Origin of the sequence: Kribbella albertanoniae, assembly GCF_004348455.1 — a bacterium.
GTDB classification, from domain to species: Bacteria; Actinomycetota; Actinomycetes; order Propionibacteriales; family Kribbellaceae; genus Kribbella; species Kribbella albertanoniae.
The window spans coordinates 35,358-51,023 of record NZ_SMKA01000025.1; the positions used below are offsets into that span (position 1 = coordinate 35,358).

Sequence of the window (15,666 nt, forward strand, 5' to 3'; positions counted from 1 at the left end):
TTTAGCCACCGCAAGCGCTCAGCGGGCAGCACGCCGGCCCCCGCCCGCAGCCACCGCAGGACATTCGCGGCGTTCATCGGCCGCCGCATGTGCTCCAGCCCCTCGCGCATCGCCTCGGCGCCGAGAATCTCGCGCAACCGGGGGTCGACCCGCCGGTACAGCCAGCGCGCATAGTCGCCGAGATCAGCAGAACTGTCAGCACGGTCACCGCGAGAGCCACCGCTATGCCGGGAGCCAATGGCAACCCCGACAGCCGTCCTACGGCAACAGCAGAGCCCGCGCCCAGGAAGAAGTAGCCGACCCGCAGGATCCGATGATGCCGGTGCATGCCGAACGCCGCTCTCTGCAGACCTTCCGCAACCACGAGGTCGAACAAGGCCGCACACCACTGCGACACCCGGCGATCCAGCTGCAGCACCGGGGCAGCTACCCCCTGAGGCCCCAATACCGCCCAGAGCTCGGCGTTCTCCACCCACCTGATCGACGGCAACGGATACCCCACAGCCGTCGCCAACTCCCCCACCCGCACGGCGTATGCCTGCTCGTTCACGAGCGCATGATGGCACGGCGGGGCGTCGTACCGGTATGGGCAGGTACGACGCTTGCCGGCGGCCACCCGAGACGTCGTGCTCCCGCAGGCCGGTCAGTGGGGTTGGGCGATGAGGGCGGTGGCTACTTGGTCGGCCAGGGCTACGGCTACCTGGCGTTGTTGCAGGTCGGGGCGGGCGATGTGGGTGGCGGCGGTGAGGAGGAAGCGGCCTCGGACTCGGCCGGCGTGCTGGATGGGGAGTTCGATCTCGGCGTTCGTGGGGAGGCCGTCGCGTTCGACCTTGAGGACGTGGCCGCCGCGGGTGACCGTGCCGTCGGGGTTCAGTTGGGGTGCCGAGGTGCGGGTGGCGCCGGCTACGAACTTCACGCCGTCGATGCCCAGTACGACGGTCAGTTCGGCGCGGACGTGATCGATCAGCTCCTGCGTGGATCCACCGGTCGCGACTGCGTGGGAGGTCGTGATCACGCCGTCCAGGTAGCCGCGGTGCCGGGAGGCGCGGGCTTGTTGCCGTCGGCCCCAGATCGCGATCTCGCTGACGGCGACACCGATGACCACCAGCAGGATCGTGGTCTCGATGTCGTCGCGGCTGTCGATGGTGAACGTGTTGTACGGAACGGTCAGGAAGAAGTCGAACCATGCCGCACTCGACACCGCCGCGAGCACACCCGCCGAACGGAAGCCGAAGGCGGCCACCCCGACGATCACCACGGCCAACACGAGCGCGGCGTTCGCGTTGTCGAAGCTGTCGCGCAGCAACGCGAGCAGACCACAAACCGCCGGTGGGATCACCAGCCCGATTACGAGCACCTGGTTGCGATTCACGTTCCCATTGACACCCGCGACCACACCGCCGTACAACCCTTCTCACAAAGGTCTATCAGCTGAAATCCACTGGCCGCCTGATGTCGCCACGCCCTACCGTGCTGAGCTATGCACACCCTTCGCCCGGCCACCCTCGACGACGTCGACTTCCTGGTGGACGTCGCCATCGAAGCGACCCGCAGCCGCTCACCGGAGGCCGACGAACCGAGCTGGCGCCAGGGATTCGTCGACCTGACCCGCGAGCAGATGACCGAGGATCCGGCCGGCACCAGCGTCATCGAGCTCGACGGCCGCCCGATCGGCCGTCTGCGCGTCGCTCGGCACCCAGGTTCCGTCGAGCTGTGCGGTATCCAGCTGCATCCGTCGGTGCAGGGTCGCGGCATCGGTACGGCGATCATCCGCCAACTGCAGCAGGAGGCGGCCGGCCGCGGCGTACCGCTCGATCTCGGGGTCGAGCGCGACAATCCGAACGCCCGCCGTCTCTACGATCGCCTCGGCTTCCTGCAGTACGCCGAAGATGATCGCGAGGACAAGCTCCGCTGGCGCCACGACATCTGGACGAACGACCTCGCCACGACCTACGACACCCCGGGCGTCGGCATGTTCTCCGACGACGTCCTCGGCCCGACGACCGAGCGGCTGGCCGAACTCGCCGGCGACGGCCGAGCCCTGGAACTCGCGATCGGGACCGGGCGAGTCGCCGTACCGCTGGCTGCCCGCGGCGTACCGGTCAGCGGCATCGAGCTCTCCCCACCGATGGTCGAGCAGCTCCGCACCAAGGCCGACGACGCGACCATCCCGGTCACCATCGGCGACATGTCCGCCGTCCGCGTGCCCGGCGAGTTCACCCTCGTCTACCTGGTCTTCAATACGATCTCGAACCTGCTCACCCAGGAAGAACAGGTCGCCTGCTTCCGCAACGCCGCCCGCCACCTCACCCCCGGCGGCCGCTTCGTCATCGAACTCTGGGTCCCCGAACTCCGCCGCCTACCACCCGGCCTCCCTGCCACCGTAGGCATCGCCGACCCCGGCTACATCCTCCTGGACACCTACGACGTACTCCACCAGCACGTCACCTCCCACCACTTCCGCTTCACCGACGACAGCACCGAGGCCCGTCTCACCCGCACCCCACACCGCTACATCTGGCCCGCCGAACTAGACCTGATGGCCCAACTAGCCGGCTTCACCCTCGAATCCCGCCACGCCGACTGGTCCGGCACCGCCTTCACCGCCGACTCCCCCTCCCACATCTCGGTCTACCGCCTCAACGCCGTACGGAAGGACTGTTAGTACGTCAACTGGTCCGCCCGCCCGCACGCTCATCTATCCCACCGATGCCGGCCTGGCCCACCTACTAACAGTTCTTCTGTACGCCTTGCGGTTCTGTGACGGGTGGGTGGATAGCTCGGTGCGAGGCGGGAACCGGGTGACGATAGGCCTGTGGGTGGTCACTCCAGCGAGGGATTCCGGTGGGTGAGATCACTCCCTGGAGGGTTTGTGAAAGTTTTCACGAACGGATAACCTGAAGTAGACATGAAGTCGTAGCAACCACTCAGGGAGAGTGAACCGCATGACAGCCCAGGTGCCGCACATCCTCGTCGTCGGAGGCGGTTACGTCGGGATGTACACCGCGTACGGTCTGCGTCGCGCGGCCAGGAAAGGCAAGATCCGGGTGACCGTGGTGGACCCGCGGTCGGTGATGACCTACCAGCCGTTCCTGCCGGAGGCAGCGGCCGGGTCGGTGGAGCCGCGGCACGTGGTGGTGCCGTTGCGTAAGACGCTCAAGGGGTGCCGGGTGGTGACCGGCCGGGTGACCGGGATCGACCATGCGCACAAGGTCGCGAAGGTGATGCCCGAGGAGGGCCCGGAGTACGAGCTGGCCTACGACCAGGTCGTGGTCGCGCTCGGTTCGATCGCCCGCACGCTGCCGATCCCCGGCCTCGCGGAAGAGGCGACCGGGTTCAAGAACGTCGAAGAGGCGATCGCGCTGCGCAACAAGGTGCTGGACCGCCTGGACGTGGCGAGCTCCCAGCCCGACCCCGCGCTGCGCAAGTCAGCGCTGACATTCGTCTTCGTCGGCGGTGGGTACGCCGGTGTCGAGGCGTTCGCGGAGCTCGAGGACATGGCCCGCTACGCGACCCGGTACTACGACAACATCGAGCCCGCGGACATGCGTTGGATCCTGGTCGAAGCGACCAACCGGATCCTGCCCGAAGTGGGCCCGGACCTCGGCAAGTACACGGTCGACCAGCTGCGCAAGCGGAACATGGACATCAAGCTGGAGACCCGGCTGGAGTCCTGCGAGAAGGGTCGCGTGGTCCTGAGCGACGGCGAGGAGTTCGACGCCGACACGATCGTCTGGACCGCCGGTGTGAAGGCGAACCCGGCGCTGGCCGCCACGGACTTCCCGCTGGACGAGAAGGGCCGGGTCAAGTGCCTCGCCAACCTGCGGATCGAGGGCGTCACCGATGCCTGGTCCGCCGGTGACAACGCCGCCGTACCGGACCTGACGTCGGACAGCGGCGCGTACTGCGCACCCAACGCCCAGCACGCGGTTCGCCAAGCCGGCCGGATCGCCGCGAACATCCTCCGCACCGTCGACGGCAAACCGCCGCAGGACTACGAGCACAAGTACGTCGGCTCGGTCGCCAGCCTCGGTCTGCACAAGGGCGTGGCCCAGCTGTTCGGCATCAAGATCAAGGGCTGGCCGGCCTGGTTCGTGCACCGCAGCTACCACGTCAGCCGCGTGCCCACCTTCAACCGCAAGGCCCGCGTCATCCTCGACTGGACCCTGGCCCTCTTCTTCCGCCGCGAGGTCACCTCACTCGGTACCCTCCAGGCCCCCCGCGAAGAGTTCCGCCGCGCCACCCAGTCCTGACGAACGGCAACGGCCCGGAGACCTGTACGTCGGGTCTCCGGGCCGCCGCCGTTTCAGAGTTTGATGACGCCGACCCCGTCGATGACGGCCGGGTCAGTGCTGACGGAAACGATCCTGACCTCGCCGGTGCGCTGGACGCCGACCGGAAGGTAAGTGACCTTCTTGTACTCCGTGGCCGAGGCGGCCAACGACACCCGGCCGAGCTTCACACCTGCGTGGTAGACGTCGACGGTGCCCTGGCCCGGACCATGCGTGGCGACGAGAGCGATCTGCTTGCCGATCTCACCGGTCTTGACGAGGGCAGCGCCGTTCGACTTCAGCGTGGTGGCGGTGCCGCGGTAACTCGAGGGCTCGAGCACCCTGCTGACCGTTCCGGTCGTGGTGAACGAGCGGTCGTCCCACGGCGCGAGGACGCAGGTCTCAGGCGTCCAGCTCGATACGTTGCCGGCCCAGTCCCGGCCGCGCGCTGACACGCACCGGTCCACGCCAGGCACGGAGTCCCAGAAGAAGTCGCTCCTCCGCTGGTCGTGCCAGTTGTCCGGGTACACCCACGGGCCGCGGGGCTTGCCAGGGACCAGATCCCGGTAGGCGACGTCAACCGTCGTATCGGTGGCGGAGTCGTCGTGGAACCAGACCCGCCAGAACGCGTCGGTCGACACTCGGCCGCTCGTGTAGCCGCCGGTGTACACCGGCGGGGTCCCGTCCCAGACAGAGCAGGCTGAATATTCACTCCACGCGCTCTCGTTGCCGGCCACATCCCGAGCGCGCACCTGAAAGCAGGTCTCGGTGCCACGCTCGGCCGTGTGGGTGACAGTGGTGGCGGTCGTCTTCTGCCATTCCGCCGGCTGTACCCACTCGCCGTACTCCTGCTCGCCCAGCTTCTTCTCCTGGTAGCGCACGTCGTAGTCGGTGAGCCCGCTGCCCGGCTCCTCCTCCGTCCCCGGATCCTTGAACTCGTACTTCAACGTCACCCCCGCCGCGTTCCGGAAGAACGCACCGGCATCGGCGCTGACCTGCACCGGAGCGGTCACGTCGTCCGCCGCGCTCGCCGTCGTTGCAGTCATCGTCAGTACGGCGCAGGCGCCGGCGGCCACGGCTGCCGCGATTCGTGCCTTCATCGGGCCCTCCCCTTCGTCCGGGCCGCAGCCTAGGTGGCTGGGAGGGCCATGCCCTGACCTTTGCATCAGGATGCAAAGGTCAGCGGTCGGTCGGTGGCGTGCCCCACGTGGTCGGGGTGTCCGTCATCTGTACGGCGATGCGGCCGCCGCGGGTGGTGAACGACTCCGGGAGCCAGGACTCGGTGCGCGGGCGGCCGTTCAGAGCTAGCGATTCGACGTACTGGTTGGTGTCTGAGGTCGCTGGCGCTTCCACGGTGATTCGTACGCCGTTGCTGCGGCGGAGCTCGACTTTCGGGAAGAGCGGGCTGCCGACGAGGAGTTCGGCGCGGCCGGCGGTCTGGGGGAAGAGGCCGATGGCGGCGAAGATGTACCAGGCCGAGAGCGTGCCCAGGTCGTCGTTGCCGGGGAGGCCGGCGGGGCCGGTGCTGTAGACGGTGTCGACGATCTCGCGGGTGGTCGCTTGCGTCTTCCAGGCGACGCCGAGGCCGTTGTAGAGCCAGGGTGCGTGCAGACCGGGCTCGTTCGTCGGGTCGTAGCGGGCCGCGCTGCCGCCCTTGACCGCCCAGTTCCCCTGCTCATCATGGAAGAACGCGTCGAGCCGCTCGACTGCCTTGCCGTTCATCGCCGCGGCCAGACCTGAAACGTCCTGCGGGACCATCCACGTGTACGTCGCACTCGAGCCCTGCGCGAATCCCGTCTGGGTGGAAGGGGTGAAGTTGGGCTCCCAGGTGCCGTCGGCTTTGCGTGCCCGTTGGTAACCGACGGTCGGGTCGAAGGTGTTCTTCCACCAACCACCGCGCGCCTTCAGATCCTGTACGTCGGCGCCCAGCCGCTGGCCCCATTGCGCCAGCGAGTAGTCGGCGAGCGAGTTCTCCAACGTCTCAGCGGCGCCACCCCAGCAGTGGCAGGCGTCTTGAGGTGCGTACTGGTGCGCCAGGTAGGTGTTGAGCGCCGGTCGTTGCCCGGTACATTGCCCTGGGCAACCACCATCGAGCTCCGCTTCAGCGTTCTGCACCCGCGCCTGCTGAGCGAGCGACTCGAAGGCACCCTGTACGTCGAAGTTGCGCACTCCCATCGCGGTGAACGTGGCCAGCGTCGGCGCTGCCGGGTCGCCGGTCATCACGTGGGTCGGACCGTTGTTGTGCAGCCAGCGGTCCCAGATCCCCTTGTTCTGCTGGGCAAACTGATACATCGACTGCGCGAAGTCACCGGCGACGTCGGGTTTGAGGAGGGCGAGCAACTGAATGTGCGCACGGTACTGATCCCAGCCGGAGAACGTTCCGTACTGTGCCTTCTGTCCCCGCGCGAGCCGGTGGATCTTCAGGTCCGACCCCAGATACCGGCCGTCGACATCATTGAAGATGTTCGGCTGCAGCAGCACGTGGTAGAGCGCGGTGTAGAACGTCGTGCGCTGCGCATCCGTTCCACCGCTGATGTCGATCGCCTGCAACTCCCGCCGCCAGGCCGCGTACCCTTCCGCCGCGATCCGGTCGACGGTGGCATGCCGCCGTACCTCGGTCCGGAGGTTCTGCTCGGCGCCGGCCAGGCTCACGTACGAGATCCCCAACTGCATCCGCACCTTCGCGCCCGGCGCGAATGTCACGTAGCCACCCGAACCACGCCCGGCCCGATCGGCGCCGGTCGCGTAGCCCTCGCCGCCGGTGGTGTGCGTACTGCCCGCGGCCAGGTCGCCGTTCTTCCAGGTGCCGTTGGCAACGATCGGCTGGTCGAACGATGCGGTGAAGTACAGCCGGTAGTAGGTCTTGCGGTTGTTCGCTCCCCCGTTGGCCCGCCGGCCGCAGAACGCGCCGGTCAGCACGGATCCGGTCACCTTGCGCCCACTCGGGTCGATGGTGATCTGCGCGTCCTCGCTGCCGTTCAGGGAGTTCGACGTACGGAAGAGGAGGTTCGCAGCCTGGTCGGCAGGGAAGGTGAACTCGCCGACGCCGGCCCGCGTGGTCACGGCGAGGTCGGTCTTGACGCCGGAATCCAGCGTGACCGTGTAGCGGCCCGGGACTGCCTTCTCGTTCGCGTGGCTGAAGTTCGTGGCGTACTTCGCGTCCTTCGTGTCGGCCGTCGGCGACGAGTCGACCGCCCCGACGTACGGCAGGATCGGGATGTCGCCGGCTGCTCCGGGGTTACAGCCCGCGCCGCTCAGGTGGGTCAGACTGAACCCGCGGACGCGCGTGACGTCGTACTGGTACCCGTTCGCCGCGCCGGTGCTGGTCTGATCGCCACGCGTACTCGTCGGACTCCACGAGATCATCCCGAACGGGCGAACCGCACCCGGCCACGTCGTACCGTCACGCAGCGAGCCGATCAGCGGGTCGACGTACGACGCGGGATCTGTTGATGCCTGAGCGGGTACGGCCGGGATCAGCAGAGCGAGGGTGAGTGCAGCTGCGACCAAGCGCATGGGTGAGCCTCCCGTTGGGCGGACGGACGTTCCAACGATAGAGGCCGCAGGTGACCAGCGGGTGTCTTACTCGTGCAGCAGGCCTGCATCGTGGACGAGCAAGGCGATCTGCACCCGGTTGTTCAGATCGAGTTTGGTGAGAATCCGCGACACATGCGTTTTGACGGTCGGCACACTCAGATAGAGAGTCGCGCTGATCTCCGCGTTCGACTTGCCTTCGCCGACGGCGACGGCGATCTCGCGCTCGCGCTCGTTCAGCGCGGCCAGCCGGTTGACCGCCTTTGTCTTGCGCTGGTCGTGGCCGGACGCGGCGACCCGGGTGATCAGCCGCTTGGTGACCGCGGGCGACAGCACCGGCTGACCACCGGCGACCCGGCGGACCGACTCGACGATCTCGGCCGGCGGGGTGTCCTTCAGCACGAATCCCGCCGCGCCTGCCCGCAACGCGCGCAGTACGTGCTCGTCGGCGTCGAACGTGGTCAGGATGATGATCTCGGGCGCGCCCGGGCGTCGCCGTACCGTCTCCGTCGCGGTCAGGCCGTCGGTATTCGGCATCCGGATGTCCATCAGTACGACGTCCGGGGCGAGCCGCTCGATCAGCCCGGTGACGCCGGTCCCGTCGCCCGCCTCGCCGACCACGCGGATGTCCGGCGCGCCGCCCAGCATCAGCTTCAGGCCGGCGCGCAGCAGCGGGTCGTCGTCGACGATGAGTACCCGGATCATGACGGCCACGGTAGCCAGGCGTAGAGGCGGAACTCGCCGTCGGAGGTGCGGCCGTGTTCGAGGCGACCCTCCACCAGGGCGGCGCGCTCGGCCAACCCCAGCAGGCCCCGGCCGTCGCCTAGTCGCTTGCTGGGCGCCGGGTTGCGCACCTCGACCGCCAAGCCGTTGCCCGGGGCACCGGTCACGTCGATGGTCACCTGCTCGCCCGGCGCGTGTTTCATCGCGTTCGTCAGGCCTTCCTGGACGATCCGGTACGCCGTACGGCCGATGTGATCGGGGAGAGCGCCGACGACGTCCTGCCGGAGCTCGACCGGTACGCCGGCCGCCCTGGACGCCTCGACCAGCGCTGGAAGGTCCGCGAACGTGGGTTGGGGCAGCTCGCCGACGGGTGCCCGCAGTACGCCGATCACCTCGCGCAGATCCTGGAGGGCTTGGTGGGCGCTGGCCCGGATCACCTCGGCGGCGCTCGCAACCTCCGCGGTCGACGCATCCGGGCGGTAGGCGAGCGCGCCCGCATGCACGCTCAGCAACGACAACCGATGCCCGAGTACGTCGTGCATCTCGCGCGCAATCTCCTCGCGGGCCCGGAGCTGCCCCTGCTCCGCCTGCAACTGGGCCACGGTCTCGGCCCGATCGGCGCGGTCGCGCAGGGTCTGGAGGAGCTGTCGCCGGGATCGGATGTACAGGCCCCAGCCGGCGACCGCGATGTAGAGCGCGATGGCCGCTATCGCCAGCGCGCCGGTGTCCGGCGGGCGCTTGACCTGGAGGTAGAGGACGAGGGACACCGCGTTCGCGGCGAACACGAGCAGGGTGGTCCGCAGCGGTCGGTACACCGCCACTGACAAGATCAGGACGAGGGTCGGGCCGCTGGCGGTCTCGGACCAGATCGAGATGACCGAGGCGGCCAGGGCCAGGTGGACCGGCCACCGGCGGCGGAACCAGACCGCGAAGCACAGCGCCAGGCCGGACACGAGATCGAGCAGAACCAGGAACTCCCGGCTCTCCGCCTTCGCGGTGTCTTCGAAGACGATGAGCCCGAAGATCAGTGCGAACAGGAACACGACCGAGTCCACCGCCCAGTCCCGCGCGCTGCGGCGACGGGGGTGCGCGGGCCGGTTCATGGGACGAATGTAGCGCCGTACCACCGCTGTCCAGGCCGTTCCGGGCTGTCCGGATACCGAAGTCGAGGTGATCTCCTCCTTTGGTTGACGGTAGGTTCCCGGGCATGAGTCAGCTCGCAGTCACCGTCATCGGCCCGGACCGCCCGGGCATCATCGCGGACGTCACCGAGGCCCTGGCCGGGACCGGCGTCAACCTCGAGGACTCCACGATGACGCTCCTGCGCGGGCATTTCGCGATGATGATCGTGTGCTCCGGCTCGCTCGACGAGGTACAGACCGCGATCGAGCCGCTGCGGGGCGAACTGGTCATCACGGTCCGCGCCATGGGCCCGGAACACGAGCACGCCGCGATCGGACCGTCGTACCTGCTGAGCGTCCACGGCGCCGACCGCCCCGGGATCGTCGCGGCGGTGACCCGGATGGTCGCGGCCGTCGGCGGCACCATCACCGACCTGGCCACCCGGCTGAGCGGCGACCTGTACGTGCTGACAGCCGAGGTCGAGCTGCCGCTCACCGCCGACCTGGAAACCCTGGAGCGCGCCCTCGAGATCACCGCCGAGGAGCTCGGCGTCGGCGTCACCCTGACCCCGGCGGAGAGCGACGACCTGTGAGCGTCGCCCACCTCAACCAGACCCTCGCCGCCTGGAGCCCCGCCCAGCTCGGCCTCGTCGGCGACGTCCTGGAAGTGGTCCGCGCCCCCCACCCGGTGCTCGCCACCCTCGGGGCGACCGTCGACCCACTCGACCCCACCATGGTCGCCCTCGCCGCCGACCTGGTCGCCACCATGCGCGTCTCCCCCGGCTGCGTCGGCCTGGCCGCCCCCCAGGTCGGGATCAGCGCCCAGATGTTCGCCCTCGACGTCACCGGCCACCCCAAGACCCGCACCTGCCACGGCGTCTTCGTCCTCTGCAACGCCGTCGTCACCGAAGCCTCCCGCCAGGAGAAGGCCCGCGAAGGCTGCATGTCCGTCCCCGACTTCACCGGCGACGTCAAACGCGCCACCCGCCTGGAGGTGACCGGTGTCCTACCGGGCACCACCGACCAGGTCACCATCACCACCGACGCCTTCGAAGCCCGCGCCCTCCAGCACGAGATCGACCACTGCAACGGCAAACTCTTCCTCGACCGAGTCGCCGGAGCGCACGCCGTACACCCCCGCAAGGTCTACAAATAACGTACCCTCGACCCGCGCCCGGGTGGCGGAACGGCAGACGCAGCGAGCTTAAACCTCGCAGCCGAAAGGCGTACGGGTTCGAATCCCGTCCCGGGCACCGGTACGACGACCAGCCCCGCATGTGTCGTCGACGTTGTCAGGCTTGGGGCTTGTGGAGCTCGTTCTCGTGCAGGCGATCTACCAGGGGTGACTCCTGGAGATGGCGCAGGGTCGCCTCGTTCACCCTGAGGGTGAGCAGCGGGTAGAGCTCGAAGCGCGTCTGCACCTGGACTTCGAGCGGCTTGAGCTGAGCCAGCAACTGGTCTTGCGCGTCGGCGATGGCCTTCTTGCTCTCAGCTCTCCCGGCTGGTGTCTGCCGGAGCCTCAGCGTGACCAGGACCGTGAGCTGGCCCTCCGCGCGTGCCTTGTCGAGCAAGGCCTGCTCCTCGGAGGTGGGTGACGGACCCGCCGAGGTCTGACGCGGACTCGCTGACGTCGACGGCGCGGACGCCGAACTGGGTGGGTCGTCCGGTGGATTGTCGCCGGAACAACCTGTGCACAGGAGCGCCATCCCCGCAGCCAGGTATGCGCATCGTCGTGTGAACCTCAGCATGAGCGCCCTTCGTTGTGAACTGGCCCGCTGAACGTGGCGTGACGGTATGCGCTGTCACCGACGCATCTCTGCCCGTACCGCACCCGTACCGCAGGGCCATCTGCTGCGGGGGCGGACCGCCACCACTGTCTAACGCCACGCGGGCTGACTGGTTCACGCTCAGCGTGCAGTGCTCAGGCGGCTGGGGGGCGGGTTAGACAGTGGTGCAGGTCCGGCACGGCCGGTTTAGGTTGGTGGGGTGAGGTTTGAGATTCCTGAGCAGGTGCGGCGGACGGTGATGGCCGCTGGGGATGGGGCCTGGCTGGATGAGTTGCCTGGGGTGGTTGAGGCGCTGGCTCGGGAGTGGTCGTTGGTGATCGGGGGCAGCTTGGCGGGTGGTCATGCGGGGCTGGTTGTTGAGGTGACGCGAGCTGACGGGACGCCGACGGTGCTCAAGGTTGGTGTGCCGGGGCGGGATGTTGGGCCGGAGGCTGTGGCGTTGCGGCTGGCGGACGGGGAGGGGTGCGCTCGGCTGTTGGGGGAGGACTTGGGTCGGCAAGCGCTGCTGCTTGAGCGGCTTGGGGCTCCGATGCAGGACCTCGTGGCTGATCCTGCACAGCGGCACGACTTGTTGTGTGAGGTGGCGGTTCGGTTGTGGCGGCCGATCGGTCCCGACGTCGACCTTCCGACGGGCGCGCAGTTGGCTGAGCAGTACGCGGAGCGGCTGCCGAGGCTGTGGGAGCAGGCGGGGCGTCCGTGTACGGCGGCCACGGTGGCGGACGCGCTGGAGTGCATGGAGCATCGTCGCCTTGCCCATGACGATCGGTCCGCGGTACTGGTTCACGGTGATATCCACGAGATGAACGCGCTGCAGGCGAGTGACGGTAGCTACAAGCTCATCGATCCGGCCGGGCTGCGGGCCGAGCCGGCGTGTGATCTCGGGACCATCGTGCGGTGCACCCCGGACTTTGGCGATGACCTGCGGGCACGGACCGAGCGGCTGGCTTCCCGCGCGGGCGTGGACCCCACCGCCATCTGGCAATGGGGAACCATCCACCGCGTCATGAGCGGCGTCTACGCCTGCAGTATCGGCCTTCAGCCCTTCGGTGAACTGCTGCTGGCCGAAGCGGATCGCCTCACGGCGTAGTGGTCGAGGTGGGCGTCGACGACAGCCAGGCCGTGGGCGGCGCCGATGAGTTCGTGGCGTAGGGCGTCGACGGAGCCTGTGCGGAGCAGGGCCTCGACGACGGCGGGTTCGCTGGAGACGGTGGTTGCGCCGTGGCGGCCGAGGACCTTCAGGACTTCGGAGATCGTGTCGCTGGGGAACTCGACGCGGATCCGGTCGATGGGCTCGCAGACCGTCGTACCGGCGGCCTGGAGGGCTTGGGTTACCACCAGGGCGGTGGTGGCTCGGACTTCGGCCGGCCGTGGGGACGCCGGCGGATAGCCGCTTTCGGTGAGGGTCACTTTCACGTCGGTGACGGGCCAGCCGTGGGGGCCAGAGGAGAGGGGGTCTTCCAGGTATTTGAGGACGGCTTCTCGGAACACTTCGGTGGGGCCGTAGACGTGGAGTGGGAGGGAGCCGTGCTCAGCGGTGATCTCCAAGGCGACGCCGCTACCTGGTGGGGCGGGGGCGACGGTGAGGCCCAGCGTGACTGGATAGTGGTGGTCGGGTTCCCCGTACCGGAGTACGGCGTGACCGATTCCGGTGGGGCGTTCGATACAGATCACGGAGGGCTGCCCGAGGACTACCTCGATGCCGTATTCGGTGGCCAGGGTTTCGGCGATGACCTCCTGCTGGACCTTGCCATACAGGCTGACGTGCAGCTCGTCGTCCTGCACGCGCAAGGTGATCAGCGGGTCGATGTCGGCGAGTTCGGCGAGGGCCCGGTAGAGGTCGTTCTGCCGGGCCGGATCCGTGGCGGTGATGGTGGACTGCAGCGCAGGCGGCCGGAAGTTCGGCGTCGGCACGCCGGCCGGCCGGGTGCCGATCCAGTCGCCGATGCGGGCCTGGTCAAGACCTTCGACCTGGATGATCTGGCCGGCGGTGGCACGAGCAGCCGGTACGGCGCCGCCGGGCTGGTGGACCTGCAGAGCGGTAACGGTGCCCTGGGCAACATGATCCCGTACGGCGAGGGAACCCGCGCGCAGGCGGATCGAGCAGAGGCGTGCCCGTTTGCTCGTCCGCTCGATCTTGAACACCTGCCCGGCAGTCGGCCCCTCGGCATCGCCGTTCGAGGTGGGAAACAGCCGCAGGATCGCGTCGGTCAACTCCTCGACACCGGCAAGAGTGCGGGCGGATCCCGAGAGGACCGGCGAGACGACACATCCGGAAGTCAACTCCCGCAGACTCCGCCAGAGTCGCTCCGCCGATGGCAGCCCGCCGTCGACCCATTCCTGCAGCAGCAGATCGTCGTACCCGGCAAGGTCCGCGCACAGCTGATCCCGGGAGCCCAGTGGGACAACGGATTCGGTGAGGTGGTGCCGGATCTTGCCGATCGTCCGGTCGACGTCCGCGCCCATGCGGTCGACCTTGTTGACGAAGAAGATCGTCGGTACGTCGAGCCGTCGGAGCGCGCGATGCAGGACGATCGTCTGCGCCTGGATGCCTTCGACGGCGGACACGACCAGGACGGCACCGTCGAGCACGGACAGGGATCTGTCCACCTCGGCGATGAAATCAGGGTGACCCGGAGTGTCGACGATGTTGACCCCGACATCCGCGGCATGGAAGGTCGCCACCGCGGCCCGGATCGTGATGCCGCGTCGGCGTTCCATCGCCAGACTGTCCGTCTGCGTCGTACCGTCGTCGACTCGGCCGCGCTCCGCGACAGCGCCGCCGAGTTGCAGCAGCGCCTCGGTGAGGCTGGTCTTGCCGGCGTCGACGTGGGCCAGGACGCCCAGGTTCAGCCAGCGGCGCGGGACAGCGGTAGCAAGGGGTGTTCGATCCATGAAAGTCCTCGTGAGCAGTAGGAGTGGGGCAACGTGCTCACGAGTTGGCGCATGGGTCGATTCACCTTTCGAGGTCTGTCGGAAAGGCCACCATGGGCGACCTTCGTGATGGGTGTCAACCGATTAAGTTCCGGGGTGAACTCGGGGCGTTCCCGGGTACTCGCGGCCGACCGGCCCGGGTCAGGGTGGAGCAATGAACAAACGGATTGGATTGGTGGGCCTTGCCGCGATCGCGTTGATCGCCGCGCCGTTGCGAGCCGAGGCGGCGCCGGACGAACTGCAGCACGGACTGGACGAGGTCGTCCGTACGGCGGGTGTCGGAGCACAGGTGGAAGTTCACGACCGCGGCCAGGTCTGGCGCGGGCGGAGTGGTGTTGCCGAGGTCGGTACGAAGCGGAAGGTGCCGCTGGATGGGTACTTCCGGATCGGGAGTGTCACGAAGACGTTCCTGGCAACCGTGGCACTGCAGTTGGTCGCGGAGAAGCGGCTGCGGCTGGACGACCCGGTCTCCAAGTGGTTCCCGGGGATCGAAGGTGTCACCGTGCGGCAGTTGATGAACCACACCAGCGGTTTGTACGACGTCCTGCACACCCTGCCCCGACCACCGGAGCCGGAGTTCTACGCGAACCGGTATCGGACCTGGACGGCCGACGAGCTGATCCAGCGGGCACTCGTGAATCCGCCGACCGATAAGCCAGGCGTGGCATACAAGTACTCGAACACCAACTACCTGCTGCTCGGCGAGATCGTCGAGCAGGTGACCGGTAAGTCGTACGACCGGCAGATCGAACGACGCATCATCCGCCCGCTCGACCTCGAACACACCAGCCTGCCGGGCACCTCACCACGGATCCCGGAACCGCACGCGCACGGGTACGTTCCGAATCCGGATAAGACGCTCCTCGACTACACGACGATGAACCCGTCGGTGTTCGGTGCGGCCGGCGAGATGATCTCGACAACGCACGATCTCGACCGCTTCATGACCGCCCTGCTCGGCGGCCGGCTGCTCCCGCCGTACCTGCTGAAGCAGATGAAGACACCGGGGACCGAGGGCGGTCACTACGGCCTCGGCCTGGCCTGGATCGACACCCCCTGCGGAATACGTGCCTACGGCAACGATGGTGACGCGCTGGCCTACCAGGCCTGGTCGTTCAGCACCCCCGACCTCCGCCGCCGCGTCTCCCTGGTCCTCACCCCGAACTTCGCCAGCGACTCCGACGACGTCGTAGACCCCTACCTCGACAAGGCCTTCTGCGCCAACGGCGTACCGAAGAACGGGTACTAGTCCCCCTCCAGCACCCCGTCGCACCCAGCCCACGCCTGGCGATACCACCA

At 68.1% G+C, this 15,666-nt stretch carries 14 protein-coding genes and 1 tRNA gene; 7 read left to right on the forward strand and 8 right to left on the reverse strand.

From position 1 onward, the window contains the following. Positions 1-73: 73 nt before the first annotated feature. Both E1261_RS09165 and E1261_RS09170 read right to left on the reverse strand, forming a co-directional pair. Positions 74-550: a hypothetical protein gene (locus tag E1261_RS09165; RefSeq protein ID WP_132404776.1), complete on the reverse strand. Its 477-nt coding sequence runs from the start codon at positions 548-550 to the stop codon at positions 74-76. Positions 551-643: 93 nt separating this feature from the next. After that, complete coding sequence (locus tag E1261_RS09170) at positions 644-1,372, reverse strand: DUF4118 domain-containing protein (RefSeq protein WP_132404778.1); 729 nt, start codon at positions 1,370-1,372, stop codon at positions 644-646. A gap of 108 nt (positions 1,373-1,480) precedes the next feature. Between E1261_RS09170 and E1261_RS45885 the strand changes: the two genes are divergently transcribed. Beyond that, positions 1,481-2,665: a bifunctional GNAT family N-acetyltransferase/class I SAM-dependent methyltransferase gene (locus E1261_RS45885; protein ID WP_132404780.1), complete on the forward strand. Its 1,185-nt coding sequence runs from the start codon at positions 1,481-1,483 to the stop codon at positions 2,663-2,665. A 280-nt stretch (positions 2,666-2,945) separates the two neighbouring features. After that, positions 2,946-4,253, forward strand: a complete 1,308-nt coding sequence (locus tag E1261_RS09180; RefSeq protein ID WP_132404782.1) for an NAD(P)/FAD-dependent oxidoreductase — start codon at positions 2,946-2,948, stop codon at positions 4,251-4,253. Between the two features lie 53 nt (positions 4,254-4,306). Here E1261_RS09180 and E1261_RS09185 read toward each other — a convergent pair whose 3' ends face one another. The 4 genes from E1261_RS09185 to E1261_RS09200 form a co-directional block, all read right to left on the reverse strand. Continuing rightward, complete coding sequence (locus tag E1261_RS09185; protein WP_132404784.1) at positions 4,307-5,371, reverse strand: hypothetical protein; 1,065 nt, start codon at positions 5,369-5,371, stop codon at positions 4,307-4,309. 79 nt (positions 5,372-5,450) lie between these two features. After that, positions 5,451-7,787 (reverse strand): GH92 family glycosyl hydrolase, encoded by a 2,337-nt coding sequence (locus E1261_RS09190; RefSeq protein ID WP_132404786.1) that lies wholly within the window; start codon positions 7,785-7,787, stop codon positions 5,451-5,453. 66 nt (positions 7,788-7,853) lie between these two features. Further along, complete coding sequence (locus tag E1261_RS09195) at positions 7,854-8,510, reverse strand: response regulator (RefSeq protein WP_132404788.1); 657 nt, start codon at positions 8,508-8,510, stop codon at positions 7,854-7,856. Further along, the gene (locus tag E1261_RS09200) at positions 8,507-9,631 is read right to left on the reverse strand and encodes a sensor histidine kinase (RefSeq protein ID WP_132404790.1); all 1,125 of its coding nucleotides are present in this window, start codon (positions 9,629-9,631) and stop codon (positions 8,507-8,509) included. The genes E1261_RS09195 and E1261_RS09200 overlap by 4 nt, the downstream gene beginning before the upstream one ends. Positions 9,632-9,735: 104 nt before the next feature. On the opposite strand from E1261_RS09200, the gene E1261_RS09205 reads away from it, so the two are divergent. The 3 genes from E1261_RS09205 (at position 9,736) to E1261_RS09215 (ending at position 10,902) form a co-directional block, all read left to right on the forward strand. After that, positions 9,736-10,242, forward strand: coding sequence for a glycine cleavage system transcriptional repressor (locus E1261_RS09205; RefSeq protein WP_132404792.1), 507 nt, complete (start codon positions 9,736-9,738; stop codon positions 10,240-10,242). After that, a complete protein-coding gene (locus tag E1261_RS09210) occupies positions 10,239-10,805 on the forward strand; it encodes a peptide deformylase (protein ID WP_132404794.1) in 567 nt (188 codons plus the stop codon). The genes E1261_RS09205 and E1261_RS09210 overlap by 4 nt, the downstream gene beginning before the upstream one ends. Before the next feature lie 16 nt (positions 10,806-10,821). Then, positions 10,822-10,902 (forward strand) — tRNA-Leu (locus E1261_RS09215). 39 nt (positions 10,903-10,941) lie between these two features. Here the strand turns inward: E1261_RS09215 and E1261_RS09220 are convergent. After that, positions 10,942-11,220, reverse strand: coding sequence for a hypothetical protein (locus E1261_RS09220; protein WP_132404796.1), 279 nt, complete (start codon positions 11,218-11,220; stop codon positions 10,942-10,944). Between the two features lie 415 nt (positions 11,221-11,635). On the opposite strand from E1261_RS09220, the gene E1261_RS09225 reads away from it, so the two are divergent. After that, positions 11,636-12,523: an aminoglycoside phosphotransferase family protein gene (locus tag E1261_RS09225; protein ID WP_132404798.1), complete on the forward strand. Its 888-nt coding sequence runs from the start codon at positions 11,636-11,638 to the stop codon at positions 12,521-12,523. Here E1261_RS09225 and E1261_RS09230 read toward each other — a convergent pair. Beyond that, the gene (locus E1261_RS09230; RefSeq protein ID WP_132404800.1) at positions 12,472-14,328 is read right to left on the reverse strand and encodes an elongation factor G; all 1,857 of its coding nucleotides are present in this window, start codon (positions 14,326-14,328) and stop codon (positions 12,472-12,474) included. The two genes, E1261_RS09225 and E1261_RS09230, sit on opposite strands and share 52 nt — an antisense overlap. Before the next feature lie 193 nt (positions 14,329-14,521). Here E1261_RS09230 and E1261_RS09235 point away from each other — a divergent pair, with 193 nt between their 5' ends. Beyond that, positions 14,522-15,616 carry a serine hydrolase domain-containing protein gene (locus E1261_RS09235; protein WP_132404802.1) on the forward strand — a complete coding sequence of 365 codons (1,095 nt, stop codon included), beginning with the start codon at positions 14,522-14,524 and terminating at the stop codon, positions 15,614-15,616. The last annotated feature ends 50 nt before the right edge of the window (positions 15,617-15,666 follow it).